We start from the raw sequence: 26,142 nt of genomic DNA, 5'->3' as shown, positions 1-26,142 counted from the left end.
GGCTTCATGAACACCCGAGAACCGTCACCGAAGTCCTGAGACACAAACCGTCACCGAAGTCCCGAGACAGAACCGTCACCGAAGTCCTGAGACATCACACGCGGTGTCCCGCCGAGAACTGGTTCCCTCGCAGAGAGGGGTGGCGCGATCAGCGGATGCCGCTGCGGGCGAAGCCCTGGACGAAGTAGCGCTGGAACGCGAGGAACAGCAGCACCATCGGCAGCACCGACACCAGCGCGAGCGCCATGCTCGCCGAGTAGTCCGGGGTCGACTGGCCCTTGAGGTACAGCAGGCCGATCGGCAGCGTGAACAGCTCGTTGTCCTTCAGGGCGATCAGCGGCCAGGCGAAGTCGTTCCAGCTCCCGAGCAGCGTCAGGAGGATCAGCACCGCGATCAGCGGCCGGCTCAGCGGCAGCACGATCTGCACGAACACGCGCAGGTGCCCGGCGCCGTCGATGCGCGCGGCCTCGATGAGCTCCTCCGGGATCGAGAGGAAGAACTGCCGGGCGAGGAAGATCCCGAACGCGGCCGCCGCCCCCGGAAGGATCACCGACCAGTAGGTGCCGTAGATCTCGAGCCCCGTGACGAGCTTGAACTGGGCGACCATGATCGCCTGCACCGGGATCATCATCGTCGCGAGTGCGAGGAGGAACAGCAGGTTGCGCCCCGGGAACCGCAGCCGCGCGAAGCCCCAGCCGGCGAGCAGGTTGAGCACGACCGTGAAGGCCGTCACGAACAGACCGATGACGACGGAGTTGACGAACCACTCCTCGACGGGGAACCGCGCGAAGACCGTCGCGAAGTTCTCGAGCGAGATCTCGCTCGGCCAGAACTGCGGCGGACCCGGCGAGAAGACCTCGCCGCGGGGCGAGAACGCGATGACGATCATCCAGTAGAGGGGGAAGAAGACGATCGCGGAGGCGACCACGGCGACGACGAGTCGGACGGCGAGCCCGAGGCGCGAACCGTCGCGGCGGCCGCGGCGCCGACGCGGGGTCGCCTGCACGACGGCCGCGGCGATCGCGGGGGAGGGGAGTGTCGAGGTCATGTCTGCGGCTCCTATTCGACGAGGTCGCGGGTGCGGCTCGTGCGCCACTGCAGGTAGGTGAAGGCGAGGGAGATGAGGAGGATGACGACTCCCAGCGCGGCCCCGTAGCCCTGCTCGCGCACCTGGAAGCCGTTGCGGTAGGCGTAGGTGCCGAGCACGGAGGTGGAGAAGCCCGGGCCGCCCCCGGTCATCACGAAGACGATGTCGAAGACCTGGAACGACGCGATGACGTTCATGATCAGCAGGAAGAACGTCGACGGGCCGACGAGCGGCACCGTCAGCGCGCGGAACTGCTGCCACCGCGTGGCCCCGTCGATCCGCGCCGCCTCGTACAGCTCGGGCGACACGCTCTGCAGACCTGCGATGTAGATCACCATGTTGAAGCCGATGCGCAGCCACACCGCGGTGAGCATCACCGACACCATCGCGGCGGTGCCGTCGGACTGCCACGAGACCGGCGAGAGCCCGATCGAGGACAGCACCTTGTTGACGATGCCCGAGGACTCGCTGAAGATCGTGACCGCGATCATCCCGGAGGCGACGCCCGAGATCACCAGCGGCAGCACGATGATCGTGCGGAAGATCCCGCGGGCCGGCAGCACCGAGTTGAGCAGCACGGCGAGACCGAGCCCGCCGAGCAGCTCGAGCGGCACGGTCACCGCCGTGAAGACGAGCGTGTTGGCCAGGCTCTGCCAGAAGACGGGGTCGGCGCCCATCCGCAGATAGTTCGCGAAGCCGACCCACTCCGGGGCGCCGAAACCGCGCGACTCCTGGAACGACAGCTGGATCGCCCACAGGATCGGCACGAACAGGAACAGCGCCATCAGCAGCAGGTTGGGCCCGACGAAGCCGAGGCCGGCGAGCGCCTCGCGGGTGCGGGCGGTCCGGCGTCTGCGCGGAGTGGCGGTCTGCCGGAGCGGGACGGCCGTCATTCGCCAGTGGCCTGCGCGATGGCGTCGGTCAGACCCGAGAGCGTCTCCTCGGTGCTGCGTCCGTTGACGAACGCCTCCTCGAGCTGGTCCTGCATCCCGACCGAGATCTCCGCGAGGAACGGCGAGGTGAGCTGCTTGACGTCGCTCGGGGTGATGGTGGTCGCCTGCTCGGCGAAGACCGGCATGACATCGGGTCGCACGGCGAAGTCGATCGAGGCGGGATCGATGTCGGTGCGGGTGGGCAGCTCGTTGGTGGCGGCGCAGAACGCGGCCATGTTCTCCGCCTCCGTCATGAAGGACAGGAACGCGGTGGCCAGCTCGGGGTTGTCCGTGTCGGCGGTGGCGACGAGAGCGTTGCCGCCCAGGTCGGTCGCCCCGCGCTCGTCGACGGGCATCGGGGTGGCGGTCCACTCGAAGTCGGCCAGGTTGTCGACGTCGGGCACGAGGAACGAGCCGACGAACGCCATCGCGGTGGTCTGCTCGGTGAAGAGGGAGTCGGCGTAGGAGGGCGACTTCACGGAGCTGGTGGGCGGGACCCAGCCGTTCTCGAAGAAGCTCTTGGTGAAGTCGAGGGCCTTCGCTCCGGCCGCGGAATCGATCGCGGGAGTCGTGCCGTCCTCTTCCAGCAGAGCGCCGTCGGCCTCGAACAGCCAGCTCAGCCAGCGCGACGTGCCGCCGAGCTGCCAGTTGGCGGCGAACGGGTACTGCTCGGCGGGGAGGGAGGCGCGCAGCTTCGTCGAGACGTCGGCGAACTCCTCCCAGGTCCAGGCGTCGGCGCCGGTGGTCGGGATGTCGGTGACGCCGGCGGCCTCGAGCAGGGCGGTGTTGACGAGGAGTGCCGAGACGTCGGTCTGGTGCGGGACGCCGTAGGGCACGCCGTCGTACGAGACGGCCTCCTGGAACGCCGGCGTGAACGAGTCGAACTCGGGGATCCGGTCGCTGACGTCGAGCAGCTGCTCCTGGCTCGAGTACACGCCGAGGTTGCCGTAGTCGACGCGGAACACGTCGGGCGCCTCGCCCGAGCTCAGCTGCGCGTCGATGTTGCTGAACATCTGGTCGTAGGGGACGACGTTGAGCTCGATGCTCGCTCCGTCGTTCGCGGCCTCGAAGTCGGCGATGAGCGACTCGAACGCGGCCTGCTCCGATTCGCTGGCCCAGGTCGTGAAGGTGAGCGTGTCGGCGTCCGCCGAGTCGCTGCCGCCGCCGCCGAAGCCGCTGCAGCCGGCGAGGACGAGGGGTGCCGTGAGAAGGGCGGCGAGGGGGAGTAGTCGTCTGCGCATGATGGTTCCTCTGCTGTGGTGGTGGTTCAGGGTGCTGTGGTGCTGGGTGTCGTGGTCGTGTCTGGTCCCGGTCAGGAGCGCCGGAGTCGTTCGAGCGCGGTCTCGACGAGCGAGACGAGACCGTGGGGGCCGAGCTGGCCTGCGAGGTCCTGCGGATCCGGGTCGAGGAACGCGGCCGTCGCGTCCTCGACGGCGCGCACGCAGCCGAAGCGCGCGATCCGCTCGTCGTCGATCAGCGTCTCGCCGTAGCCCGCACGGAAGGCGCGGCGCTGGTCATCGGTGATCGGCCGCGAGAAGATCACGCCGAGCTCGACCAGGAGGAGGTCGACCTCGCGGGGAGCGACGGTGGACTCGTCGAAGTCGATGAGCCAGGGGCGGTGGGCCTGGTCGATGACGATGTTGCCGCGGTGCGGATCGCCGTGCACCGGCACGCGGGAGGTGGCGCTGCGGCCGCGCTTGAGGCGGCGCTCGGCGCTCGCGAGGGCGAGGAGGCGCCCGCGATGCTCGCGCCAGAGCGCGGAGCGGCCGGCGGGGTGCTCGTCGACCTCGGCGATCAGAACCGCGGGAGGGCGGCGCTCGCGGCGGATCCCCCTCCGGGTCGGGGAGGCGCCCACGGGCGGCTCGGCGTCGTGGACGCAGCGCAGCACGCCGCCGAACCGCTCCCACGAGAGCGCGTCGTCGTCGGCGTCGACCGCGTCCTGGCCGAGGATCCACGGCGCGAGCGAGACGAGGACCCCGCCGCTCTCGGCCCACGGGCGACCGTCGACCGCGCGACGCGGGGCGGCGACGCCGGGCGCGCCCGCGTCACCGAGGGCGGAGGCGAGCGCGAGTCCGAAGCGCCCGTCGCGCAGGCTGGCCTTCACGCTCCAGAGCGCACCGGAGTCGTCGGTCGCGCACCAGACGCGCGCGCGGCGGTCGAGCCCGCCGGTCACCGGCTCGAGCACGGCGAGGTCGATGCCGAAGTCGCGGCGCACCAGCGTGCGCGTCGCGGCGGCGTCGAGCGTGTCCATGTCGCTCATCGTGGCGCGCGGATGTCACCTGGACACGTGCTTGCGGAATCGCCGCTTTGCTGTGCAGGTTCTCACCGGGGGAACTGGTTCCCTCGGTGAGGAGGTCTGGCCGAGGGTGGGGCGGTCAGGCGGAGGGGAGCGTCACCCGGAAGCGCGCGCCGGCCGGGCCCTCGAGGCAGACCAGGTCGCCGCCGAGGGCGCGGGCGAGGCCGCGGGCGATCGGCAGGCCCAGCCCCGAGCCTCCGTCGGCGCGGTTGCGGGCGTCGTCGAGGCGCACCAGGCGGTCGAAGACGCGCTCGCGGTCGGGCGCCGCGACTCCGGGGCCGTCGTCGTCGACGGTGAGCACGACGGTGCCGGGCGTCGACGAGAGCGTGACGTCGACGCGCGAGCGGGCGAAGCGCGCCGCGTTCTCGAGCAGGTTGCCGAGGATCTGCCCGAGCCGGTCGGGATCCGCGAGCGCGTGGGGCGCCTCCGCCGGCGGGTGCAGGGCGACGACCAGCTCGGGCCGGTGCAGCAGCTGTCTCTCGATCGCCGCCTCCGCGACCGGGATCACGTCGAGGGCGCGCGGCTCGACCGCCAGCCCCTCGTCAAGCCGGGCCATCAGCAGCATGTCCTGGATCAGGCGGCCTGCGCGCAGCGACTCCCGCACCACATGCACCGAGAGCCGCTCCCGGTCCTCCTCGGAGCCGTCGGCCCTGACCAGAGCGTCGGCCGCCGCCTGGATACCGGCGACCGGGGTGCGCAGCTCGTGCGCGGCGTCCGAGACGAAGGCGCGCATCCGCCGCTCGGCCGCGACGGCGGTGCGCTCGGCCTGCTCGAGGTCGTCGAGCATCTCGTCGAAGGCGGCGGCGGTCCGCCCGAGCTCGGTGCCCGGGCGCGAGGGGCGGAGGCGGCGCCCGCGATCACCGTGAGCGATCTCGCGGGCGACGGTGGTCATCCGCTCGAGGGGCTGCAGGGTCGCGCGCACGACCGCCGTCAGGGCGATCGCGGCGAGCAGGAGGAACGCGGCCGAGGAGACGAGCAGGATCGCGTTCAGCGACGCGAGGGTCGAGCCGACCGAGCTGGCATCGCTGGTCAGCGTCAGCTCGGTGCCGTCGCTGAGGGTCGACTCGAGGGTGATCAGCTGGTCGTCGCCCGAGACCGAGCTGGACGCGACGGTCACCGTCGCGGCGGTGGCGGCCCGGGGCACGGGAGTCGGCGCGCCCGCGGACGGGCCCGCCGGCGGCTCCGCGAGCTGATCGGCCGCGCCCGGCCCGGCCCGCAGCTGCTCCGGGCTGGGGCCGGCGACGACGGCCTCCCCCTCGGGACTCGTGATCCGCACCGCGACGCCCTGCGCCGAGAGCCGCGAGGCCAGCTCGTCGTCGTCGATCGTGCCGACGAGCGCGGCGGCCGCGGAGGCGCGGTCCTGCAGCCGCTCCTCGATCTGGCTGCGGAGGCGGTCGCCGAGCACCGCCTGCACCGTCACCGAGAGGGCGAGCAGCAGCACGGCCAGCAGCGCGACGACGGCGACCACCGTGCGCAGGCGCAGCGAGCCTGTGCGCAGCGGCGCCGCGCTCACGCCTCCACCCGGTAGCCGAGACCGCGGACGGTGTGGATGAGACGCTCGCCGTGCGCCTCCATCTTCTTGCGGAGGGAGCTGAGGTGCACCTCGACGAGGTTGGGGTCGACGTGGTCGTAGCCCCAGACCTGGGTGAGGATCTGCGTCTTGCTGAGCGTGCGGCCGCGGCTGCCGGCGAGGAACGCGAGCAGCCGGAACTCGGTCGCGGTCAGGTCCAGCGGCGCACCGCCGCGCTGGGCCCGGCCGGAGTCGGGGTCGACGACGAGGTCGCCGATCTCGATGATCGACGGCACCCGTCCGCGCCTGCGCAGCACCGCGGTGACCCGCGCGACGAGCTCGGCCAGCACGAACGGCTTGACCACGTAGTCGTCGACTCCCTCGTCGAACCCGCGGAGGCGGTCATCGACCGCGTCCCGCGCGGTCAGCATGATGACGGCGGCGTCGCTCGCCCGCCGCACCCGCTCGGCCAGCACGATGCCGCTCGGGCCGGGGAGCATCCAGTCGAGGATCACGAGGTCGGGGGAGAAGGCGGCCAGTTCGCGGGCGAGGTCCTCGCCGGTCGCGAGGCCGCGCACCGTGAAGCGTTCGCCACGCAGGGCCGCCTCGACGGAGGTGCGGATGGCGTCGTCGTCCTCGACGAGGAGGATCCGGGCGGGAGGGAGCATGCTCCGACCGTAGGGGCGGCGGATCGGCGCGCGCCAGGCATCGGCTGGGGAGGCACTGTTCTTAAGCGCCGCTTCAGATTCGGCTCTGAATCTGAGATGGAACAGGCCGCGACCGCCCCGAACGGGATCGGCGCCGTCGGCCGTCACGAGGAGAGAACCATGAACCGGACCACCACGCCGAAGGGCTCGGGCTTCGGCCCGCGCCGCCCCAGGGGCCGCACGCTCGCGGTCTGCATCGCTGTCGGAGCGCTCGGGCTGACCGGGCTCGGAGCGACCGCCGCGTTCGCCGACGGGACGGGGACGCCGACTCCGTCGATGTCGGCCGGCGCGACACCGCTGCAGACGCCGGGGGCGGGCGACGGGGTGACCGGCGCGCCGGCCATCGGCGACGGCACGGCCCCGACCCCGCCCGGGCCGGGGAGGTGCGGACCGGCCGGTCCGGGAGCCGCGGGGCTGCCGACGCCTCCTGCGGACGGGGAGGCGCCGACTCCGCCCGCGGCGCCTGCTGACGGCGAGGCTCCCGTGCCTCCGGCCGCGGGTGAGCTGCCGACGCCGCCCGCCGACGGCGAGCTGCCCACGCCGCCCGCTGCTCCCGCCGAGGGCGAGACTCCCACGCCTCCCGCTGACGGCGAGCTGCCGACGCCGCCCGCCGACGGGACCCTGTCGACTCCGCCCGCCCCGCCGGTCGATGGCGCCATGCCGACCCCGCCCGCCCCGTCGGGCGACTGCGAGGTCCCGGCTCCGCCCGCGCCCCCCGTCGACGGAGAGGCGCCGACCCCGCCCGCCCGCCCCTCGGCCGGCGACACCCCGACCGACGCGCCGACCCCTGCCGAGACCGACGCCCCGACCGGCAGCTGACCCCCTCCGCCGAGGGAACCGGTTCTCGCCCAGACACCGCTCTGAACGCGGCACCTCGGCGAGAACTGGTTCCCCGGCGGGAAGCCGGACGTCGTCGCGCATCGCGTCCGGGAGCCGCACGGGCCGGCCGGGAACGGCCCCGGCGAGAACGGCGGAGCCTCCTACTCTCGCGCGAGTCGCAGCGCTCGACGCTTGGCCGCAGCGCAGCGGAGGAGGTACATCGGGGTCGGAGGCAGCCAGCCGAGCTGCGTTCCCTGGCCGAGGTCGTCACGGACCGCCCAGTGCTCCGTGATCCGTCCCTCCGACACCCGGAGCCAGTGTGTCTGCCGGGCGGCGAACCGCCGACCCGTCGGTGCCCAGGCTCTCGAGACGAGGCCGTCGGCGTCGTACAGCAGGAACGGGCCGACCTGGCGTCCGCTCATGGTGCAGTCGACGGCGACGAGGCCGTCGGACTCGATGGTGTGGTGGATCCGGTAGTCCATCTCGTCGTAGGCGGAGCGCAGCCAGAGCGCGGTCGCGTAGAAGCCGGCGGGGCCGGGGAGGCGGCACGCCGGCGGCTCGTCTCCCGACTCGTGGTTGACGGCGGCGGAAGCGTACAGGTCGTCGAAAGCGTCGCGCTCGCCCCGGGCCATCACTGCGACGCCGCGCAGAGCGATGGTGGTGGCGCCGGACGAGGTGTCGGTCATGGAAGAACCTCTCGATGCGGTGAATCGGATACAGTGGGTCTGTAATGAATTGAGGATGACGACGATGACGGACCGTGTCAAGAGCACCGACGTCCGCCGGCCCCGCGGCTACGACGCGAGCGCTCGACAGGAGAAGGCGCGAGCGGCGCGCGCGCGTGTCGTCGCCTCCGCTCAGGAGCTGCTCGAGGAGCGCGGATACGTCGCGACCACGATCGCGGCGGTCGCTCGACGGGCCGGCGTCTCGCCCGAGAGCGTCTTCAAGGGGTTCGGCACGAAGGCCGCGCTCGTCAAGGCGGTCTTCGACGTGGCGATCGCCGGTGACGACGAACCGGTGGCCGTCGCGGACCGACCGGAGACCCGGAGGATCATCGCTGAGCCGGACGTCCGCACGAAGCTTCGTCTGTACGCCGAGGGCGGAGCGCTCCGATCCGAGCGCTCCGCCCGGATCCAGCTCGCGGTGCGGACCGGCGCCGCCGTCGATCCCACGACCGACGAGCTCTGGCAGAGGATCCAGGGGGAACGGCTCGCCGGAACAGCGGGCTTCGCCGCGCACCTCGTGGGCACCGGGCAGCTCCGCGCGGGGATCGACGTCGACGAAATCCGCGACGTGCTCTGGACCACCGTGTCGATCGAGGTCTACGACCTGGTCGTCCTCCAGCGGGGCTGGACGCGCGACGCCTACGTCGACTGGGTGACCCGCACCCTCATCGCCTCGATCTGCGGTGGTGGATGACGCTGCCTGCACCCCGCCCCGGAGGTGCGGATGCGGGGTCGCGGGACGACGAACGGCCCGGAGGACGTGCGTCCTCCGGGCCGTCGGCGTCAGTGCATCAGCGCGCGGTGCGGCGCCTGCGGTTGAGGCCGAGCGCGAGCGCTCCGCCGGCCATCAGCGCGAGCGCCGCAGCGGCGGCCCAGCCGGTCTCGACTCCGGTGCTGGCGAGTCCCGAGCCGGGGCGCGTGGGCGTGGTGCCCGCAAGGGGAGCTGCGGTCGGGTGCGCACTGGGCGCGACCGTCGGCTGAGCCGTCGGGGCGGTCGTCGGCGCCGCGGTCGGCGCGACGGTCGGCTCCGCGGTGGGCACAGCGGTCGGCTCTCCGGTCGGGACTGCAGTCGGCGTCGCCGTCGGAGTCGGCACCGGCGCGGCCCCGAACACCTCCGTCGCGCTGCCCAGCGACGCGAGCACGGTCTCGCCGTTGGCGTCGTCGACTCCGTCGTTGTCGGTCACGACGAACACCTCGCCGGAGCCCGTGATTCCGAGCCCCTCGAGCTTCTCCTGCGTCCAGCCGTCGCCGGCCTCGAGCGCGGGCAGCACATCGGCGGCGAGCGTCTTCTCGAGCACGGGGAGCTCCTCGCCGGCCCCGGCGCCCGGGCCGCTGGGCAGCGGGACCGTGTACACCGCCTTGAGTGCGGCATCCGGCCCGTTGCGCTTGTCGCGCTCGATCACGGCGAGCGTGCCCGCCGGGGTCAGCGTGATCTCGGAGACGCCGTTCCAGTCTCCCTCGGCACCCGAGGCGGCCTCGAGCGGGTAGCCGAAGAAGCTCCAGGTCGCCGCCGCGACGTCGTAGCGTCCGATCCGGACGATGCCGTCGGCGTCGATCGAGGCCTCGCGCTGCAGCGCCGTCCAGACGATCTCGCCCTCGGCGCCCTGCTCGATGGTCACGCCCTCGAAGCCCTGCGAGCCGAGCGCCTCGGCGACCTCGGTCGGCAGCGCGATGCTCTGCTGCACCGCGCCGTCGGCGTCGAGCTCGAGCAGCGCGTTCTCGGGGCCGGTCGCGCCCTCGGTGACGGCCCAGAAGCCTCCGTCGACGCGCGCCGCGATGCCCTCGAGGTCGAGGGCCGCCGGCTCACCGCCGTCGGTCACGGTCAGCGACGAGTCGATCTGCGCGGGGGTGACGGAGGTGTCGATCGAGTAGATCCCGCTCGGCGCGTAGGCGCTGTCGCTCACCGCGAAGAGGCGGTCGGCGTCGAGAGGGTCGCCCGACAGGCCAGAGAGCGCACCCCACGGCAGCGGTGAGCCGTCGACGTAGGCCGACTCGATCGTCGGGAACGCGGGCGAGGAGGCCCCCATCGCGTAGAGCTGCACGCTCGCGCGGACGGCCGCCTCGGCGTCGTCGGTCTCGCTCGAGACGACGAGCAGGTCGCGCTCGGGCAGGGCGAGCAGCCCCTCCGGACCGGGCGTCGACGGCAGCGCCTGCACGAAGCGCGGGGCGGTCGGGTCGGTCACGTCGTAGACCGCGACGAAGTTGGCGCGCTCGGCGCCGACGAAGACGTAGGGCACGCCGTCGTAGGTCGCCGAGAGCAGGCCCTCGGGCTCGGAGCCCTTCGCGTCGGAGCGCTTGTCGGGGTAGAGGCCGAGGCTCACCGCGAGGTGGTCGAAGCTGTTGCCGGCGTCCCAGGCGACGGCGCCGGTGGCGGCGTCGAGGATCGACCAGCCGCGGGTGCCGCCCTTCCAGTCGCCCTCGTTCGCGATGGCGACGTGGTCGTCGCCGACCCAGCCGATCGCGTCGGGTTCGCGGGGCACGTCGGTGATCGAGCCGGTCAGCTCGATGCGGTCGTCGTCGAGGGTGTCGATCCCGGTGACGGAGGCGGTGCCCGCCGAGTACGAGGCGGTCACGGTCCGCGTGGCCAGGTCGAGGATCGCGACGGCGTTGTTCTCCTGCAGGGTCACCGCGACGGCGGTGTCGGCCGGGTTGATCGAGACGTACTCGGGCTCGGGGTCCGACGGGGTGTCGAGGCCCGCGAGTCCGGTCATGTCGACGTGCTCGGCGACCCAGGTGGCGGGGTCTCCCGCGAGGTCCATCACCACGAGTTCGCCGGCGGGCGCCTGCGGGAGGTCGCCCTCCTCGCCGCCCTCGGGGGTGGACTCCTCGTCGCGCTGGTTCTCGATCGCGATGACGGCGGTGTCGCCGGCGGTGGTCACGTCGATGGAGTCGGGCTGCCCGCCGAGCTCGATGGTCGCGACCGGAGCGAGGTCGTCGGCGTGCAGCACGCTGACGTGGCCCGAGGGGTTCGCGAAGTCGCCGTCGCTGGTGTCGACGACCGCGAGCACGTACTCGCCGGTCGCGTAGACCGAGGTGGGCTCGCCTCCGACGCCCACGCCGCCGAGGGGCTCCGGCGCCTCGGGGTCGCTGATGTCGAGGACGTTGATGCGCTGCCCGGCCGAGTCGGTCGAGTAGACGAGGCGGCCGTCGGGCGACGCGCTCGAGATCTCGGCGACGGCGGCGTCGGTGGCCGGGTCGGCGGCGTTGAGATACGCGGGCACGGTGGCGAGGCGCGTGAAGAAGGAGTCGCCCGCGGCGGCGGCGGGCAGAGCGGCACCGAGCGTGCAGCTCGCGAGAGTGAGGGCGAGCGCGACACCGACGGTGCGGCGGGGGGCGGGGTGACGGGGCACGGGTCTCCTGAGCGGTTTCGAAGGGAACCCGCACACGCTCGCGGCCCCGGGTGAACACCCGGGCGTCCCGAGGTGTCCGCCCGGCGAACACGCGGAGTCGGTGCCCGCCGTCGGCCCGCGCCTGCCTGCTGGTCGAGTGGCCCCGATCAGTACGCCACGGCACAACGTCAGCTGAGACCGTCGCTCGCGCACGATGGTGGCTGCGACACCTTCTCAGCTGACGTTGCGCGGCTCAGCCCGCGAGTCCCGCCGCCGCCGAGCCCCAGGCGGCCAGCGCCGCCCGCACGCGCTCGTCACGCGCCTGCTCGAGCGCCTCCGCATAGCCCTCCTCGAGCACGTCGTCGATGCGCACGCGCGCCGCGGTCTCGGAGGAGCGCACCGCCGCCTCGACCATCGCGAGGCTCCGCACGTTCGAGTGCACCTCGCCCGAGGGCACTGCACCCGTCCCCAGTACCCGCACGAACTCCGCGAGCGAGCCCGCGATCTCCTCCGGCACCGGATCCAGTGCCGCCACCTGCACCGCGTCCGACTCGCGCGCCTGCCACTCCGGGGCCCCGTCGCCGTTCCAGTGCGCCGTGCCGCCTGCGCCGTTGACGCGCCAGTCGCCGTTCCAGGACGTCTCGAGGCCGTCGGCGCACCAGCTGCCGGTGTACGAGAAGCGCACCCCGTCGGCGAACTCGAAGACGGCGCTCGCCGCGGCTCCGTCGGCGTACCAGCTCCAGCCCGGGTTGTACTCCTCGCAGTAGACGGCGACGGGGTCGCTGTCGAGCAGGTAGCGCGCCGCGTCGAACGCGTGGATCGCCATGTCGACGAGCAGCACGTGCGCCATCTCGTCGCGGAAGCCTCCGAAGCGCGGAGCCTTGGCGAACGTCACCGACGCGGTGCCCAGCTGACCGAGCCCCGCGATCTGCTCGCGGAACGCGGCGATCGACGCGTAGTAGCGCCGCGACTGGCTCGTCATCAGCAGCTGCCCCGACACCTCGGCGGTGGCCGCGAGGATCAGCGACTCGGCGATGGTCGGCGCGATCGGCTTCTCCGAGAGCACGGGGAGACCGGCGAACAGCGCCTCCGAGCTCACCGGCAGGTGCGCGCGCGGGACGGTCACGTTGACCACCGCGTCGGCGCCGGAGCGGGCCGCGACCTCGGCGACACTGCTGCCGACCGCGATCGAGCCGACGCCCTCCTCCGTTGCGGCGCGCGTCGCGAGCTCGACGTCGAGGTCGACGAGGCCGACCAGCTCGGCGTCGGGGGAGTCGCGGATGGTCCGGATCCAGGCGCGACCCATCGCGCCGGCACCCACCTGGACGAGGCGCACGGTCATCGGACGAGCGCTCCCTGGTAGTCCTCGCCGTTGTAGAAGTCCTCGGTCTTGTAGCGCTGCAGCACCGGGAGGCGGCGCTCGGGCCGCGAGGTCCGCGCCCACTCGACACCGTTCGCGATCACGCGGCGCACGTGCTCGTGGTGGTAGACGGGGTAGTCCTGGTCGCCGGGCGAGAAGAAGAAGATGCGGCCGTGACCGCGCTTGTAGGTCATCCCCGAGCGGAACACCTCCCCGCCCGAGAACGTCGAGAGGAACACGAGCTCGTCGGGCGCGGGCACGTCGAAGAACTCGCCGTACATCTCCTGCTGCGGGATGACGAAGGGGTGCGGCACGCCCTGCGCGATGGGATGCGTCGGGTCGACGGTCCAGACCAGCTCGCGGTCCTCCTCCGAGCGCCAGCGCAGCGTGCAGGTGGTGCCCATCAGCTTGCCGAAGATCTTGGACCAGTGGCCCGAGTGCAGCACGAGCAGGCCCATGCCGGCGAGGACGTGGCGGTGCACGCGCTCGACGATCGCGTCGTCGACGTCTCCGTGCGCCATGTGGCCCCACCAGACGAGGACGTCGGTGGCGTCGAGGACCTCCTCGGTGAGGCCGTGCTCGGGCTCGTCGAGCGTGGTGGTGGCGACGACCGCGCCGTCGCCGAGGTTCTCGCGGATGCCCTCCGCGATGGTCGAGTGCATGCCGTCCGGGTAGATCGCGCGGACCTTCTCCTCGATCTGCTCGTGGCGGTTCTCGCCCCAGACGAGGACGCGGACGGGAGTGGCGGGTGTGGTCACGGGGGTTCCTTCTTCATCGATGGAGAGTCGCGTTCTGCAGCGGCCGGGCGAGGGCAGTGGTTAAGCGCTTCACCGGCCCGTGCTCCTAGACTGCGGGAGCACCCCGCCCCGCGTCAACCTCGCGCCGGCGCACCGATCGCGAGGAGGTGCCGTGGCCACGATGCGCGATGTCGCACGCCTCGCCGGCGTCTCGATGACGACCGTGTCCTTCGTCGTCAACGACTCCAAGCCGGTGACGCCCGAGACCCGCGAGCGCGTGCAGGAGGCGATGCGCGAGCTCGGCTACCGGCCGAACGCGGTGGCGCGCGCCCTCGCCCGCCGCCGCTCGCACATCGTCGCGATCGTCTACCCGCTGGTCTCGAGCCGCCCGCTCAACACCGCCACCTCGTTCCTCACCGGCGCGGCCGAGGCCGCCGCCGAGAACGGCTACTCGATCGTGCTCTGGCCGACCGTCGGCGGGTCGGAGCGGCTCGCCGACCTGCGCTCCGACGGTCTGCTCGACGGTGTCGTGCTGATGCAGGTGACCTCGGAGGACGAGCGGGTCGCGATCCTCCGCGACTCCGGGACCCCGTTCACCCTGATCGGCCGCACCCGCGACCCGTCGGCCCTCGACTGGGTCGACATCGACTTCGAGGGCATGGTCGAGGAGGCGCTCGCCCGCCTGGCCGCGCTCGGCCACACCCGCATCGCGCTGGTCCTCGGCGGCGAGGGCTCCGACTTCGGGCCCTACGCCCGCACCGAGGAGGCGTTCACTCTCGCGTGCGCCGCGCGCGGGCTCACCGGATCCCTCCTCCGCTGCGACGAGTCGCCCGCAGGCGGTCGCGCCCTGGCCCGCTCGCTCGATGCGGGCGCCGTCACCGCGGTCGTGGTCATCAACGGAGGCGCCGCCGTCGGCTTCGCGCACGAGCTGCGGCACCGCGGAGTGCGGGTCCCCGACGACCTGTCGATCGTGCTGCTCGCCTCCGACCCCGATGTCGCCGACCTCGCCGACCCGACGCTCGACCTGCTCGTCGGCCCCGGCCACGCCCTCGGTCGCCGCGGCGTGGAGGCGCTCCTCGCGCGCCTCGCCGACCCGGCCGCGCCCCTCCTGCAGGAGCGCATCGGCGGCCCGTGGCGCCCCGGCGGCTCTGTCGCGGCGCCGCGGGGCTGACGCGCGATGCGGGCTCTGCGGGCTCGATCAGCGGGGGGATGACCGTCCGTGGATCAGGGCTGTGGTCTCGCGGCCTGGACGTACGTGTCGACCCAGCCGATCAGCCCTTCGACGGCCCCCCAGGCGTCGTGGATCGCGGCCGGCGGCGCGGTGACGGGCAGGTGGGTGAGCGCGGCGTAGTGCGTGAGCCGGAGCAGCTCGATCCGCGGGTGGTCGCGGTCGTACCCTCGCGGGGCGGTCTTCAGCGACGGCCCGGCCATCTCGAAGCCCGCGCTCGTCAGCGCATCGACGATCTCGGCGAGGCAGGAAGCAGCCGTGGGGACCGAGTCGATGGCGGTCCGGGCGCGCGTGAGCTGGTCGCGGCTGGGCTCGTACAGTCCTCCGCCGACGTCGAGGTGCGTGGCGGTGACGCTGAGGTACACGCCTCCGACGCTGCCGGCCCACATGCTGGCGCTCGTCTTGTACGGCGATCTGTCGCGGCTGAACCGCACGTCCCGGTTCGGGCGCATGACCCGGCCGGGGCCGTACTCCGCCTCGGCTTCTCCGAGGAGGTCCTCGAGGGGCTGGCGGAGGGCGTCGACGTACTCCTGGCGGTGCTCGTCGAAGAACTGCCGTGAGTTGTTCGTCGTCAGAGCGGCCAGGAACGCGCTCGCGTCCGACCCGAACCCGGTGAAAGCCATGCCACCACTCTGCCCGCGATCCGGCAGGGGGTCAGAGCAGGACGGCGCCCTCGACGCGGAAGAAGGCGTTGCCCCGCTCGGTGAGCATGCCGCCGATCATGCCTTCGTCGATGAGGCGGACGGCCTCCCGCATGAGATTCGCCTTCACCTCGGGTGAACTGCTCTCGACGCCACTCGCGAATCGCGCGAAGACGAGAGTGCAGGCCGCCCCCGACGGTTCGAGGTTCGCATCGAGGAACCGATGAGTGGCATCTCTCACCGAGAAGTCCATGTCTGCCCCGTTGATCGAGACCCGGAAGAGGGATCCGGGCCGGAGCTCGTCGAATGTCACTGCCATGCCGGTTCCTCGGTCTTTCGATCGGTGCCCCGGCGCTTCTGCGTCCGAGCTTCGGAATGTCCTACTGGTCCGTCATCGCAGGGAAGCCGCGATCTCGTCGCGCTTCTTGAGGCTCGCCTGCATCGAGATCGAGTTCCGATAGCCGTCCATCACGCGTGCCATGCCGCTGTCGCCGAGCGCGACGAGCTCGACAGTGCGCTTCTGCCCCGCGTCCCAGACGAAGACCTGCACTGCCCATGAGCCGCCGACGAGCCCTCTGCCCTGTGCGACGACCTCGATCGCGGCCTTCTCGTCGAACTGCGACAGTGCTCCTGACGTGCTCTGCACCGGAGCGATGGAGCCGGCTTTCGCCCGGGCGAGCGCATCCTGCAGGGTCCGCCCGAGTACCTGGACCGTCTTCTCGGTCTCGAATATCGAACTCTCGGTCTTCATCGCCATGTCGTCTCCGCTGCCTGTCAGAACTGTCATCGGGTCTCGCCGTTCGCGTCGACCGTTGCGGTCGCCTTTCCGAGAGGAGGGGGTGCAAGCGCGGTGATCAGGTGAAAGGAATCTCTTGTCGGAGAACCTTCGGCGAATCGAGACTCTAACAGCGCCTTCAGGAATGCGCTATGACGTATCCCTTCTCTCTGGGTAGAAGCACTCGGCGAATCCCATAGATATCTTTTCGGTGTCCTCGAATGGGTTACAGAGATACGGTGCTGTTCGCGACGCCGGAAGGACATGATCAGCGTGTCGTCTCGAGCGGCCGTCTCGGTCGTGATGAGGCGCCACCCTTCCTGAGCCGTCCGGGCGCCGGCACAGCGCCCTCGAAGGTCGCTTGCACGTCGACGCTGTTGCCCTCGCCCCGCCCGTCAGGGGACGATCGAGTCGATGTAGCCGCCGTCGACCCGGACGGCGGCGCCCGTCGTCGCCGACGCGAGCGGCGAGGCGAGGTAGACGACCATGTTCGCGATCTCCTCCGGCTCGATGAGGCGCTGGAGCAGCGACTGCGGGCGGTGCAGGCGCATGAACTCGCGCTGCGCCTCGTCCCACGGCAGGTCGTCGCCGACTAGCGAGCGGGCGAAGTCCTCGACGCCGCCGGTGTGCGTCGGCCCGGCGAGCACGCTGTTCACGGTCACGCCGGTGCCGGCCGCGGCCTTCGCGAATCCGCGCGAGACGCCGAGCAGTGCCGTCTTCGAGACGCCGTAGTGGATCATCTCGGCGGGCGTGACGACGGCGGAGTCGCTGCCGATGTACATCACGCGGCCCCAGCCCCGCTGCGTCATCCCGGGCAGGTAGGCGCGCGTCAGTCGCACGCCGGTGAGCACATTGACCTCGAAGTAGCGCCGCCACTCGTCGTCGGTGATGTCGAGCGCCTCGGCGCTGCCGTAGACCCCGAGGTTGTTGACGAGCACGTCGAGCGTCGGCACGGCCTCGAGCAGCGCGTCGGTGCCGTCGTCGCTCGACACGTCGGCCGCGACCCCGGTGACGGAGGCGCCCGGCACGGCCGCGGTCACCTCGCCGATCGCGCGGTCCACCGACTCCTGCGATCGCGCGTTGACCACCACGGCGGCGCCGGCCCGTGCCAGGCCGACCGCGATGGCGAGGCCGATGCCCTGCCCCGATCCGGTCACCAGTGCAGTCTTCCCCGTCAGGTCCAGGCCGATCATGCCGCTCCGCTCCCGCGCGCCGCCCGCGGGCGCGCTCCCCGACGAGCGTGCCACACGCGCCACACCCCGCGCCCGGCGCGTTCGATCGGTCACGAACGGCTCCCTCCCGCGACTCCAGGGGGCCGTTCGTGACCGATCGGACGGCTCGGCGGAGCGCGTGGGCGGCCTTGCGCGAGCGCGCCGCCCGCGCGTAGCGTGCACGGGTACCTCGTCGCGAGCCGCGACGTCGGAGCGGCCACCTCACCGGCCGACCGGGCGGCTCGCGGACACGGGGGCTCCCCGCACGGAAGACGGTCCTTTGCGCATCAGCACCGGTACTGCGTCCACGACGCAGACGCTGCCCTCGCACTGACGACCCCCGTGCCCGCCCGCTGAGGGCGAGGCCGCGCTTCCGGACACCGGGAGCCCGGTGGTCGGCGTGCGCCGACACCGACACCTGGAGCACCATGCCCTCCACCACCCTCACGCCCTCCGTCGTCCTCACCGACTGCTCGTTCGCCTGGCCGGACGGCTCGGTCGTCCTCGACCGGGTCACCACCGCCTTCGGGCGCGGCCGCACCGGACTCGTCGGAGCCAACGGCGCCGGCAAGTCCACGCTCGTCCGGCTCGTCACCCGCGACCTCGCCCCGACGAGGGGAACCGTCTCGACCACCGGCGCGGTCGACCTCCTGCCGCAGCGGCTCCGGCGCGGGCCCGGCGACACCGTCGCCGACCTCCTCGGCGTGCGCGAGCGGCTCGACGCCCTGCACGCGATCCTCGGCGGCGACGTCGATCCGCGGCACTTCGACGCCCTCGACGACGACTGGGATCTCGAGTCCCGTGCGGTCGCCGCGCTGCACGAGGTGGGCCTCGACCTCGACGACCTCCGGCGCCCGGTCGCGACGCTCTCCGGCGGGCAGGCCGTTCTCACCGCCGTTACCGGGGTGCGCTTGCGAGACCGGCCGATCGCCGTGCTCGATGAGCCCACGAACGATCTCGACCGGCGCTCGCGCGGGCTGCTGCTCGACCTCGTCGACCGGTGGCGCGGAACGCTGATCGTCGTCAGCCACGACCGCGAGCTCCTCGAGCACGTCGACGAGATCGCCGAGCTGCGCGACGGTGCGCTGCGCACCTCCGGAGGCACGTGGTCGGCCTTCGAGGAGCGCCTCGCGCTCGAGCGGGCGGCCGCCGAGCGCGACCTGCGCGACGCCGACCAGGTGCTGCGCGCCGAGAAGCGGCAGCGCATCGAGGCCGAGACGACGATCGCGCGCCGGGCGAAGGCGGGGGCCCGATCGGCGGAGTCGATGCCGAAGATGCTCGCGAACACCCGGAGGAACCGGGCCGAGGCGACCGCGGGGCGCCTCCGTTCGGGTCACGGCGAGGCGGAGGCGCGCGCCCGCGAGCAGGTCGACGCCGCGTCGCGCGCGGTGCGCGACGACGACGCGGTCCGGATCGAGCTTCCGGATCCCGGGCTCCCTGCGGGTCGCCGCCTGGCCGAGCTCACGGTGCGAGGGCGGACCACGGTGCTGCAGGGGTCCGAGCGGGTCGCCCTGGTCGGGGCCAACGGCAGCGGCAAGACGACGCTCCTCGAGCAGCTCGTCGGCGATCCGGAGGCGCGTCCGCATCCGATCGCCGACACCCACGCGACCGCGCTGACCGATCGCATCGGCTGGCTCCCGCAGCGCCGCGACGGACTGCTCGACGACGACCGCACCGTGCTCGAGCACGTTGCTCGAGCGGCACTCGCCGTCCCGGCGCGCGAGCTGCGCAACGCCCTGGCTCGCCTGCTCATCCGGGGCTCGATCGTCGACCGCACGGCCGCGACCCTCTCGGGCGGCGAGCGCTTCCGGGTGGCTCTCGCCGGCCTGGTGCTCGCGCACCCCGCCCCGCAGCTGCTCGTGCTCGACGAGCCGACGAACGACCTCGACATGGCCACGACCGACCACCTCGTCGACGTGCTCGCCGCCTGGCGGGGCGCCCTCGTCGTCGTGAGCCACGACGAGACGTTCCTGGATCGCCTGCGCCTCGACGCCCGGGTGACGCTCGACCCCGGGTGACCGCCCGCCTCCCCGACTCGACTCCGACTCCGCAGAAGTTGTCGTACTCGGTGCTCGACGACGACAACTCCTGCGGAGTCGAGGAGCCTGCGGGCGTCGCTACGCAGGCAGCGTGCACCGGTAGCGCGGCCTGTCCGGCCAGCGCGGGTCGGCGGGGGCGGGGACGTCCGTGAAACCGAGGCGGCGGTAGAAGCCGATGGCGTCGTCGTCGGTCTCCGCGACGATGACGACTCCCGGACGCCTCCGCCGCAGCTCGGCCACGAGAGCCGACCCCAGTCCCCGGCCCAGAGAGGCGACGTACTCGATCTCGAGCCCGTCCTCGCGGACCCGCACCGCCGCGAACGCGTTCACGGTCCCGCCGTCCACCGCTCCGATGAGGGAGAGCGTCGGCAACTCCTCGTCGCGGATCCGGGCGAGCTCCTCCTCGGGCAGCTCCGCCGACATCCACAGCAGCTCCGAGAATCGCGGTGTCGCGAGGTCGGCCGGCGAGAGATCGCGGAGGAGCATCCTCCCATCCTGGCCCCGCGCCCGAGAGGGAACGCGCCCGCGCCGCGCGCACGCGCCACGGGACCGTCGACTCCTCGAGAGTCGTCGTACTCGACCACCGAGTACGACAACTCTCGGGGAGTGGATGCAGACGATCCCGAACTGCGCCCGCCTCAGCCCGAGTGGTGCCGCCCGATCGGCAGCACCAGCGGGGTCCGCGACACCGGGTCCTCGATCACGCGCGACTCCATGCCGAAGACCGCGCGCACCGTCTCGGGCGTCACCACCTCCGCGGGCGTCCCCGAGGCGTACAGCGCGCCCTCGCGCACCGCGAACAGGTGGTCGGCGTAGCGCGCGGCGAGGTTCAGGTCGTGCAGCACGATCACGATCGTGGTGCCGCGGGTCCGGTTGAGGTCGGTCAGCAGATCGAGCACCTCGATCTGGTGCGAGACGTCGAGGTACGTCGTCGGCTCGTCGAGCAGCAGCACGTCGGTGCGCTGCGCCAGGGCCATCGCGATCCAGACGCGCTGGCGCTGGCCGCCCGAGAGCTCGTCGACCGGCCGGTCCGCGATCTCGAGGGTGCCGGTCGCGCGCAGGGCGTCCTCGACCACGGCGTCGTCGTCGGCGGAGGCGCCCCGCCCGAACCAGCCCCGATGCGGGTACCGGCCGCGCGCGACCAGGTCGGACACCGCGATCCCCTCGGGCGCGATCGGCGTCTGCGGCAGCAGCCCCACCTGCTGGGCGACCTGCCGGGTCGGGAGGCGGTGGATCGCCTGCCCGTCGAGCAGCACGGCTCCCTCGCGCGGCGTGATCAGGCGCGCCATCGCTCGCAGCAGCGTCGACTTGCCGCAGGCGTTCGCGCCGACGATGACGCTGATCGCGCCGGTGGGCACGGTCAGCGAGAGCCCGTCGACCACCACCCGCTCGTCGTAGGCGAGGGTGACGGAGTCGACCGCCAGGGTGCGGGCGGTTCCGGTCGAGACGGTCACAGGGAGCCTCCGGTGCGGTTGCGGCGGGCGAGGAGCCAGAGCAGGAACGGCGCGCCGATGGCGCCCGTGACCACTCCGACGGGGAAGCGGGCGCCGCTGAAGACGAGCCCGGCGACGTACTGCGCGACGAGGTCGGCCGCGAGCACGACGACGATGCCGACGAGGGCGGAGGGGACCAGCAGCGACCGCGCGTCCGGCACGATGCGCCGCGCGATCGGCCCCGAGACGAAGGCGACGAACGCGATCGGCCCGGTGGCGGCGGTGGCGACGGCGACGAGTCCGACTCCGACGGCCAGCAGCGCGAGGCGGCTGCGGCGCACGTCGATGCCGAGCGCGGTCGCCGACTCGTCGCCGAGCTGCAGCACCGACAGGCGGCCCGAGAGCAGCAGGGCGAGGGGCACGAGCACCAGCATCGAGACCGCGAGGGCGGGAACCCCGTCCCAGAGCGCCGTGTTGAGGCTGCCCGTCAGCCAGCGCAGCGACTCCTGGACGTCCTCGAAGTCGGCGCGGGTCTGCACGAACGCGATGACGCTCTGGAACATCGCGCCGACGCCGATCCCGATCAGGATCAGCCGCGCGCCGACGACCCCGCCGCCGTCGGCCAGGGAGGCGATCAGCAGCGCCGTCGCGAGGCCCGCGGCGACCGCGATCACCGAGACCGTGGTGCCCGAGAGGCCGAAGAACGCGATCGCGACCACGGCCGCCGCGCTCGCGCCCGAGGTGATGCCGATGATGTCGGGGCTGGCGAGCGCGTTCCGCAGCATCGTCTGGAAGATGACGCCGCCCATCCCGAACCCGGTGCCGACCAGCAGTGCGGTCAGGGTCCGCGGGAGGCGCAGGGTCCCGACGGTGAAGGAGGCTCCCGGCACGGTCTCGCCGAGCAGCACGCGCAGCACGTCGAGCGGTGAGTAGACGGTGTTGCCGACGGTGAGCGAGACCACGACGAGCGCGAACGCCACGAGCGCGAGCGCCGCGCATCCGATGACCGTTCGGCGCAGCCGCAGCCGGCGCCCGGCGACGATGCCGGGAGTCACGGCGCTCACAGTGCCCGGACCTTCGAACGGCGCACGATCGCGATCAGCACGGGGGCGCCGATCAGCGCGGTGACGATGCCGACCTCGACATCGCTCGGGCGGGCGACGACGCGTCCGACGACATCGGCGACGAGCAGGAGCAGCGCGCCGAGCAGCGCCGAAAAGTGGAGGAGCCAGGCGTGCGAGGGCCCGGTGACGCGGCGGGCGAGGTGCGGGACGATCAGGCCGATGAAGCCGATCGGCCCCGCGATCGCGGTGGCTGCACCGCAGAGCAGCACAGCGGCGACGCCCGCGATGAGCCGGATGCGGCCCACGCGGCGGCCGAGTCCGGTCGCGAGGTCGTCGCCGAGCGCGAGGGCGTCGAGGCCGCGAGCGCTGCCGAGCGCGAGCACCGCGCCGACGACGAGGAACGGGAGCACTTGGAGGATGCCCTCGTTCTCGGCCCCGCCGACTCCGCCGACCTGCCAGAAGCGGAAGCGGTTCAGCGTCGCGTCCTGCGTCAGCAGCACGGCGGTGAGGAGGGAGGTGAGCGCGGCGGCCGTCGCGGCGCCCGCCAGAGCGAGCTTGAGCGGAGTCGCGCCCTCTCGGCCGAGCGAGGCGACCGCGTAGACGAACGCGCCCGCCACCGCGGCGCCGACGAAGGCGAGCCAGATGAACTGCGGCAGTGTCGTCGCTCCGACCGTCGCGATGCCGAGGACGACCGCGAGCGAGGCTCCGGCGTTCAGCCCGAGGATGCCCGGGTCGGCGAGGGGGTTCCGCGTCATCCCCTGCATCACCGCACCGGCCAGCCCGAGGGAGGCGCCCACGAGCAGCGCGAGCACCGTACGGGGGATGCGGCCCTGCACGGCCGCGTCGGCGATCGAGTCGGGGTCGGGGGCGGTCAGCGCCGGCCAGATCTCGCCGAACGGGATCTCGCGCGAGCCGTAGACGAGCGACAGGACCGCCGCGACGGCCAGCGCCGCGATCACGACGACGAGCGCGACGGCTCTCGTGCGACCGGCGCCCCGCCCGCGAGTGTCGTCGGGGGCGGGGCGCCGGTGGGGTGCGGAGGTGCCGGCGCTCACGACACCTTGTCGGCGGCGGCGGCGAGGCCCGCGGTGTACTCGTCGAGCACCCACGGGATGCTGAGCAGGTTGGGCGACGAGGTCGCCATCGCCTCGGAGGAGTCATCGGTCAGCACGTAGACCGAGCCGCGCGCGACGGCGGGGATCTTCGAGAGCAGCGGGTCGGCCTGCAGCGCGGCGAGCGTCGTGTCGTCGCCGTAGACGATGAGCACGTCGGCGTCGAGCTGGTCGGCGGTCTCGGAGCTGAGGGTGCCGCTGAACGCCTCGGAGTCTCCCGTCAGGTCGACGACGCTCGGCGCGAGCTCGAGACCCAGGTCCTCGACGAACTTCACCCGCGCGTCGTTGGCCGTGTAGTAGGTGAACGAGCTGGCGTCGGTGGGGTCGTACCAGCCGTAGGTGAAGGTCTTGCCGGCGAGCGAGGGGTGCTCGGCGACCGCGGCCTCGATGTCGGACTCGACGTCGGCGACCTTCGCCTCCGCCTCGTCCTTCAGGCCGAGCGCGGCGCCGTCGAGCTTCGCCGAGTCCTGCCAGGTCGTGCCCCAGGCCAGGCCCGGGTAGGCGACGGTCGGCGCGATCTGCGACAGGGTGTCGTAGTCCTCCTGCGTCATGCCGGAGTAGGCGCCGAGGATCACGGACGGTGTGAGGTCGGAGATGGCCTCGTAGGGGATGCCGTCGGTCTCGTCGAAGAGCGTCGGAGTCTCGTCGCCGGCCGCGTCGAGAGCGTCCTTCGTCCAGGCGAGCAGGCCGTCACCGTCCTCGTCGCCGTAGGAGGCGCGGGTGAAGCCGACCGGGGTGACGCCGAGAGCGAGGGCGACGTCCTGGTTGGTCCAGCTGATCGCGACGACGCGGTCGGACGAGTCGACGGTGGTCTCGCCGAACGCGTGCTCGACGGTGACGGGGAAGCCGGCGCCCGCGGTGGCGGCGTCGGTCGAGCCGGCGTCGGCGCCTCCGGAGCAGGCCGTGAGCAGCAGGGCGGCGACGCCGAGCGAGGCGGCGGCGGCGAGGCGGAGGGGGGTGCGGGAGGAGGGCACAGCGATCCTTCAGAGGGGGGACGGGGTTGCGAAGGTTAACCTAACCTAACTCGCTGGCCAGGCTCAAGGTGAGGCGAGCCTTACCCGCCCCGCGCGACTCCTCCCCCCCCGTCGAGACTCCGAAAGTTGTCGTACTCGGTGCTCGAGTACGACAACTCCTGGACACTCGACGGTGACCGAGCCCCGCGGCGCGTCAGAGTGCGCGCAGGACGCGCCGCACGTGCGCTCCCGGCCACCCCGGTTCGAAAGGGCGCGACCGCAGCAGCCACCGGTGCAGGACCGCGCCGAGGAGCAGTTCGGCTGCCTCGTCCGCGTCGGTGACGCCTCCGTGACGCAGCCGCTCGGCGACGGCGGCGAGCTGCGGGGCGAGCAGCCGCTCGCGGTACTGCTCGGCGAGCGCGGCGTCGGTCTGGATCGCCGCGGTGAGCGAGCGGAGGAGCGGCTCCTGGTCCGGATCGGTGAGCTCGGCGATCGTCCCGGTGACGAGCAGCTCGAGATCGGCCGCGAGATCACCGGTGTCGGGCACGACGACCCGCCCGCTCGCATCGAGGCTGCGCGCGAGCAGCGCGTCGAAGAGGATCGCGCCGGTCGACGGCCAGGTGCGGTACAGCGTCTGCTTGCTCACCCCGGCGCGCGCGGCGATGCCCTCCATCGAGAGGGTGCCGGTCCGGGCCAGGTCCAGCGCGGCCGCCTGCACGAGGGTCTGGGTCCGGAGGCGCGCCATGGGTCCGAGGGTACCGTGAGAAACGAGACGCACCGTCCAGTTCGGGTTAGAGTCGCTCGCATGACGCAGACATGGATGATCACCGGCGCCGGCCGGGGACTGGGGCGGGCGCTGACGGAGGCGGCCCTCGACGCGGGCCACGCGGTCGTCGCGACGGTGCGCGGCGAGCACTCGCTGATTCCGCACGAGCGGCTCGTCGTGCACCTGCTCGACGTGCGCGACCCTGAAGGAGCCATCGCAGCCGTGGCCCGTGCCGTCGAGGCGTTCGGCGGGCTCGACGTGCTGGTGAACAACGCGGGGTACGGGCTGATCGGCGCCGCCGAGGAGGTCTCGGAGGAGGACGCTCGCGGCATCCTCGACACCGATCTGCTCGGGCCGCTCCGGCTGAGTCGGGCGGCGCTTCCGGTGATGCGCGCCGCCGGCTCCGGGCACATCGTGCAGATCTCGACGGTCGGCGCGGTCGGGACGATGCCGACGCTCGGCCTGTACAACGCGGCGAAGTGGGGGCTCGAGGGCTTCAGCGAGGCGATGGCGGCCGAGGTGCGGCCGTTCGGCATCCGGGTGACGATCGTCGAGCCGGGCGCCCTCGACACGGAGTGGGCGGGGAGCGGCATGCGCTTCAGCGAGCCTCTCGCCGCGTACGACGACCTGCGCACGTCGCTGTTCGGCTCGCCGACGGTGCCGTGGCCGGCGGGCTTCGGAGGCGAGGGGCTGGCCGCACGCGCGGCGGCCGACGCGATCGTGGCGCACGTCGCGTCCGGTGACGACCGCCTCCGCCTGCTCGTCGGCGACGACGCACCGGGGCAGGTCGCGGCGGCGCTCGACCTGAGGCGCCGCGACTACGAGCGCGACGCGCGCTTCCCGCGCGCCTGACGCCGGTCGGCCGGCGCCGCCCACTCCGCAGAAGTTGTCGTACTCGACGCCCCAGTACGACAACTTCTGCGTTCTCGGCGGGCGGAGGCGCGACCCGCGCCCGAAAGGCGCACCCACTCCACAGAAGTTGCGGTAGTCGCATCCGACTACCGCACCTTTCGAGTACTCGGCGCGGTCCTGCGCGGGCAGCGCCTCCGGGGGCCGTCTCCGGCTCGCAGAAGCACGTCGGGCTCGCGAGAACGCGCGGATTCTGCGAGCCGAACGCGATCTCGCGAGCCGGAGGCGCCCGACAGCAGCCGCGGTCACCGGGGCGTGTTCAGGAGGCGGTACCTCCGTTCGCGATCGAGCAGATCGGCGCGCTCGCGGCGGAGCGCGGCGACGTCGGCGTGGGTGAGGGGGCGGCGGCGGTCGCGTCGGCTCCACGCCACCAGCGCGACTCCGAGGCGGAGGGCGAGGCGGTCGAGGAGGTCGAGGGTGCGGCGTCGAGGTCGGGCGAGGGTGGTCGCTCCGAGTGCGGTGTTCACGAGGATGTCCTTCTGGCTGGGCGCGCGGGCGCGCCGAAGAGC

The 26,142-nt window shown here is 72.7% G+C and carries 26 protein-coding genes; 5 read left to right on the top strand and 21 right to left on the bottom strand.

The window, feature by feature from the left end:
* Positions 1-148 precede the first annotated feature (148 nt).
* From ASG06_RS17975 to ASG06_RS17950, 6 genes are all read right to left on the bottom strand, one after another.
* Positions 149-1,048: a carbohydrate ABC transporter permease gene (locus ASG06_RS17975; RefSeq protein ID WP_082499414.1), complete on the bottom strand. Its 900-nt coding sequence runs from the start codon at positions 1,046-1,048 to the stop codon at positions 149-151.
* Positions 1,049-1,059: 11 nt separating this feature from the next.
* Positions 1,060-1,980 carry a carbohydrate ABC transporter permease gene (locus ASG06_RS17970; RefSeq protein ID WP_056046008.1) on the bottom strand — a complete coding sequence of 307 codons (921 nt, stop codon included), beginning with the start codon at positions 1,978-1,980 and terminating at the stop codon, positions 1,060-1,062.
* Positions 1,977-3,260, bottom strand: coding sequence for an ABC transporter substrate-binding protein (locus ASG06_RS17965; RefSeq protein WP_056046005.1), 1,284 nt, complete (start codon positions 3,258-3,260; stop codon positions 1,977-1,979). The genes ASG06_RS17970 and ASG06_RS17965 overlap by 4 nt, the downstream gene beginning before the upstream one ends.
* Positions 3,261-3,331: 71 nt before the next feature.
* Entirely contained in the window at positions 3,332-4,270 is a 939-nt protein-coding gene (locus tag ASG06_RS17960) for a phosphotransferase (protein WP_056046002.1), read from the bottom strand.
* A gap of 124 nt (positions 4,271-4,394) precedes the next feature.
* Positions 4,395-5,828 carry a HAMP domain-containing sensor histidine kinase gene (locus tag ASG06_RS17955; protein ID WP_056046000.1) on the bottom strand — a complete coding sequence of 478 codons (1,434 nt, stop codon included), beginning with the start codon at positions 5,826-5,828 and terminating at the stop codon, positions 4,395-4,397.
* On the bottom strand, positions 5,825-6,493 hold the full coding sequence (locus ASG06_RS17950) for a response regulator transcription factor (RefSeq protein ID WP_056045997.1): 669 nt from the start codon (positions 6,491-6,493) through the stop codon (positions 5,825-5,827). Before ASG06_RS17950 ends, ASG06_RS17955 begins: the two co-directional genes overlap by 4 nt.
* 159 nt (positions 6,494-6,652) lie before the next feature.
* Between ASG06_RS17950 and ASG06_RS17945 the strand changes: the two genes are divergently transcribed.
* A complete protein-coding gene (locus ASG06_RS17945; RefSeq protein WP_156466059.1) occupies positions 6,653-7,351 on the top strand; it encodes a hypothetical protein in 699 nt (232 codons plus the stop codon).
* A gap of 161 nt (positions 7,352-7,512) precedes the next feature.
* On the opposite strand, the gene ASG06_RS17940 is transcribed toward ASG06_RS17945, so the two are convergent.
* Positions 7,513-8,037, bottom strand: a complete 525-nt coding sequence (locus tag ASG06_RS17940) for an ester cyclase (protein ID WP_056045991.1) — start codon at positions 8,035-8,037, stop codon at positions 7,513-7,515.
* A 64-nt stretch (positions 8,038-8,101) separates the two neighbouring features.
* Between ASG06_RS17940 and ASG06_RS17935 the strand changes: the two genes are divergently transcribed.
* Positions 8,102-8,770 (top strand): TetR/AcrR family transcriptional regulator, encoded by a 669-nt coding sequence (locus ASG06_RS17935; RefSeq protein WP_056046014.1) that lies wholly within the window; start codon positions 8,102-8,104, stop codon positions 8,768-8,770.
* Between the two features lie 97 nt (positions 8,771-8,867).
* On the opposite strand, the gene ASG06_RS20530 is transcribed toward ASG06_RS17935, so the two are convergent.
* From ASG06_RS20530 to ASG06_RS17920, 3 genes are all read right to left on the bottom strand, one after another.
* Positions 8,868-11,426, bottom strand: coding sequence for an esterase-like activity of phytase family protein (locus tag ASG06_RS20530; RefSeq protein WP_162239044.1), 2,559 nt, complete (start codon positions 11,424-11,426; stop codon positions 8,868-8,870).
* Positions 11,427-11,658: 232 nt separating this feature from the next.
* Positions 11,659-12,747 (bottom strand): Gfo/Idh/MocA family protein, encoded by a 1,089-nt coding sequence (locus tag ASG06_RS17925; protein WP_056045989.1) that lies wholly within the window; start codon positions 12,745-12,747, stop codon positions 11,659-11,661.
* Complete coding sequence (locus tag ASG06_RS17920; protein ID WP_056045986.1) at positions 12,744-13,523, bottom strand: ThuA domain-containing protein; 780 nt, start codon at positions 13,521-13,523, stop codon at positions 12,744-12,746. The genes ASG06_RS17925 and ASG06_RS17920 overlap by 4 nt, the downstream gene beginning before the upstream one ends.
* A gap of 160 nt (positions 13,524-13,683) precedes the next feature.
* Here ASG06_RS17920 and ASG06_RS17915 point away from each other — a divergent pair, with 160 nt between their 5' ends.
* Positions 13,684-14,673 (top strand): LacI family DNA-binding transcriptional regulator, encoded by a 990-nt coding sequence (locus tag ASG06_RS17915; RefSeq protein ID WP_231727832.1) that lies wholly within the window; start codon positions 13,684-13,686, stop codon positions 14,671-14,673.
* A 53-nt stretch (positions 14,674-14,726) separates the two neighbouring features.
* On the opposite strand, the gene ASG06_RS17910 is transcribed toward ASG06_RS17915, so the two are convergent.
* The 4 genes from ASG06_RS17910 to ASG06_RS17895 form a co-directional block, all read right to left on the bottom strand.
* Complete coding sequence (locus ASG06_RS17910) at positions 14,727-15,353, bottom strand: TIGR02453 family protein (RefSeq protein WP_056045981.1); 627 nt, start codon at positions 15,351-15,353, stop codon at positions 14,727-14,729.
* 31 nt (positions 15,354-15,384) lie between these two features.
* Positions 15,385-15,690 (bottom strand): hypothetical protein, encoded by a 306-nt coding sequence (locus ASG06_RS17905; protein WP_056045978.1) that lies wholly within the window; start codon positions 15,688-15,690, stop codon positions 15,385-15,387.
* Between the two features lie 72 nt (positions 15,691-15,762).
* Positions 15,763-16,158: a hypothetical protein gene (locus tag ASG06_RS17900; RefSeq protein ID WP_156466058.1), complete on the bottom strand. Its 396-nt coding sequence runs from the start codon at positions 16,156-16,158 to the stop codon at positions 15,763-15,765.
* Positions 16,159-16,541: 383 nt separating this feature from the next.
* Positions 16,542-17,336, bottom strand: coding sequence for an SDR family NAD(P)-dependent oxidoreductase (locus tag ASG06_RS17895; RefSeq protein ID WP_056046012.1), 795 nt, complete (start codon positions 17,334-17,336; stop codon positions 16,542-16,544).
* Between the two features lie 449 nt (positions 17,337-17,785).
* On the opposite strand from ASG06_RS17895, the gene ASG06_RS17890 reads away from it, so the two are divergent.
* Positions 17,786-19,375 carry an ATP-binding cassette domain-containing protein gene (locus ASG06_RS17890; RefSeq protein WP_056045972.1) on the top strand — a complete coding sequence of 530 codons (1,590 nt, stop codon included), beginning with the start codon at positions 17,786-17,788 and terminating at the stop codon, positions 19,373-19,375.
* A 99-nt stretch (positions 19,376-19,474) separates the two neighbouring features.
* Here the strand turns inward: ASG06_RS17890 and ASG06_RS17885 are convergent, their stop codons facing one another.
* From ASG06_RS17885 to ASG06_RS17860, 6 genes are all read right to left on the bottom strand, one after another.
* The gene (locus ASG06_RS17885; RefSeq protein ID WP_056045967.1) at positions 19,475-19,882 is read right to left on the bottom strand and encodes a GNAT family N-acetyltransferase; all 408 of its coding nucleotides are present in this window, start codon (positions 19,880-19,882) and stop codon (positions 19,475-19,477) included.
* Between the two features lie 152 nt (positions 19,883-20,034).
* Complete coding sequence (locus tag ASG06_RS17880) at positions 20,035-20,850, bottom strand: ABC transporter ATP-binding protein (RefSeq protein ID WP_056045963.1); 816 nt, start codon at positions 20,848-20,850, stop codon at positions 20,035-20,037.
* On the bottom strand, positions 20,847-21,893 hold the full coding sequence (locus ASG06_RS20110) for a FecCD family ABC transporter permease (RefSeq protein WP_056045961.1): 1,047 nt from the start codon (positions 21,891-21,893) through the stop codon (positions 20,847-20,849). The genes ASG06_RS17880 and ASG06_RS20110 overlap by 4 nt, the downstream gene beginning before the upstream one ends.
* Complete coding sequence (locus tag ASG06_RS20105) at positions 21,890-22,948, bottom strand: FecCD family ABC transporter permease (protein WP_056045956.1); 1,059 nt, start codon at positions 22,946-22,948, stop codon at positions 21,890-21,892. Before ASG06_RS20105 ends, ASG06_RS20110 begins: the two co-directional genes overlap by 4 nt.
* Positions 22,945-23,979, bottom strand: coding sequence for an iron-siderophore ABC transporter substrate-binding protein (locus ASG06_RS17865; protein WP_231727830.1), 1,035 nt, complete (start codon positions 23,977-23,979; stop codon positions 22,945-22,947). Before ASG06_RS17865 ends, ASG06_RS20105 begins: the two co-directional genes overlap by 4 nt.
* Positions 23,980-24,172: 193 nt before the next feature.
* On the bottom strand, positions 24,173-24,703 hold the full coding sequence (locus tag ASG06_RS17860; protein ID WP_056045951.1) for a TetR-like C-terminal domain-containing protein: 531 nt from the start codon (positions 24,701-24,703) through the stop codon (positions 24,173-24,175).
* Between the two features lie 60 nt (positions 24,704-24,763).
* Here ASG06_RS17860 and ASG06_RS17855 point away from each other — a divergent pair, with 60 nt between their 5' ends.
* Positions 24,764-25,576, top strand: coding sequence for an SDR family NAD(P)-dependent oxidoreductase (locus tag ASG06_RS17855; RefSeq protein ID WP_056045948.1), 813 nt, complete (start codon positions 24,764-24,766; stop codon positions 25,574-25,576).
* Between the two features lie 302 nt (positions 25,577-25,878).
* On the opposite strand, the gene ASG06_RS17850 is transcribed toward ASG06_RS17855, so the two are convergent.
* On the bottom strand, positions 25,879-26,100 hold the full coding sequence (locus ASG06_RS17850; protein ID WP_056045945.1) for a hypothetical protein: 222 nt from the start codon (positions 26,098-26,100) through the stop codon (positions 25,879-25,881).
* Positions 26,101-26,142: the final 42 nt, after the last annotated feature.

This window comes from Rathayibacter sp. Leaf185 (assembly GCF_001423885.1).
Classification (GTDB): Bacteria; Actinomycetota; Actinomycetes; order Actinomycetales; family Microbacteriaceae; genus Rathayibacter.
The sequence above is the reverse complement of the archived record's forward strand: the minus strand, read 5'-3'. Positions and strand labels throughout refer to the sequence as shown.

What these genes read in the sequence shown, in the direction of transcription:
- ASG06_RS17975 (WP_082499414.1), bottom strand. Translation starts at nt 1,048, where the DNA reads ATGACCTCGACACTCCCCTCCCCCGCGATCGCCGCGGCCGTCGTGCAG.
- ASG06_RS17970 (WP_056046008.1), bottom strand. Translation starts at nt 1,980, where the DNA reads ATGACGGCCGTCCCGCTCCGGCAGACCGCCACTCCGCGCAGACGCCGG.
- ASG06_RS17965 (WP_056046005.1), bottom strand. Translation starts at nt 3,260, where the DNA reads ATGCGCAGACGACTACTCCCCCTCGCCGCCCTTCTCACGGCACCCCTC.
- ASG06_RS17960 (WP_056046002.1), bottom strand. Translation starts at nt 4,270, where the DNA reads ATGGACACGCTCGACGCCGCCGCGACGCGCACGCTGGTGCGCCGCGAC.
- ASG06_RS17950 (WP_056045997.1), bottom strand. Translation starts at nt 6,493, where the DNA reads ATGCTCCCTCCCGCCCGGATCCTCCTCGTCGAGGACGACGACGCCATC.
- ASG06_RS17945 (WP_156466059.1), top strand. Translation starts at nt 6,653, where the DNA reads ATGAACCGGACCACCACGCCGAAGGGCTCGGGCTTCGGCCCGCGCCGC.
- ASG06_RS17940 (WP_056045991.1), bottom strand. Translation starts at nt 8,037, where the DNA reads ATGACCGACACCTCGTCCGGCGCCACCACCATCGCTCTGCGCGGCGTC.
- ASG06_RS17935 (WP_056046014.1), top strand. Translation starts at nt 8,102, where the DNA reads ATGACGGACCGTGTCAAGAGCACCGACGTCCGCCGGCCCCGCGGCTAC.
- ASG06_RS17925 (WP_056045989.1), bottom strand. Translation starts at nt 12,747, where the DNA reads ATGACCGTGCGCCTCGTCCAGGTGGGTGCCGGCGCGATGGGTCGCGCC.
- ASG06_RS17915 (WP_231727832.1), top strand. Translation starts at nt 13,684, where the DNA reads ATGCGCGATGTCGCACGCCTCGCCGGCGTCTCGATGACGACCGTGTCC.
- ASG06_RS17910 (WP_056045981.1), bottom strand. Translation starts at nt 15,353, where the DNA reads ATGGCTTTCACCGGGTTCGGGTCGGACGCGAGCGCGTTCCTGGCCGCT.
- ASG06_RS17905 (WP_056045978.1), bottom strand. Translation starts at nt 15,690, where the DNA reads ATGGCAGTGACATTCGACGAGCTCCGGCCCGGATCCCTCTTCCGGGTC.
- ASG06_RS17900 (WP_156466058.1), bottom strand. Translation starts at nt 16,158, where the DNA reads ATGACAGTTCTGACAGGCAGCGGAGACGACATGGCGATGAAGACCGAG.
- ASG06_RS17890 (WP_056045972.1), top strand. Translation starts at nt 17,786, where the DNA reads ATGCCCTCCACCACCCTCACGCCCTCCGTCGTCCTCACCGACTGCTCG.
- ASG06_RS17885 (WP_056045967.1), bottom strand. Translation starts at nt 19,882, where the DNA reads ATGCTCCTCCGCGATCTCTCGCCGGCCGACCTCGCGACACCGCGATTC.
- ASG06_RS17860 (WP_056045951.1), bottom strand. Translation starts at nt 24,703, where the DNA reads ATGGCGCGCCTCCGGACCCAGACCCTCGTGCAGGCGGCCGCGCTGGAC.
- ASG06_RS17855 (WP_056045948.1), top strand. Translation starts at nt 24,764, where the DNA reads ATGACGCAGACATGGATGATCACCGGCGCCGGCCGGGGACTGGGGCGG.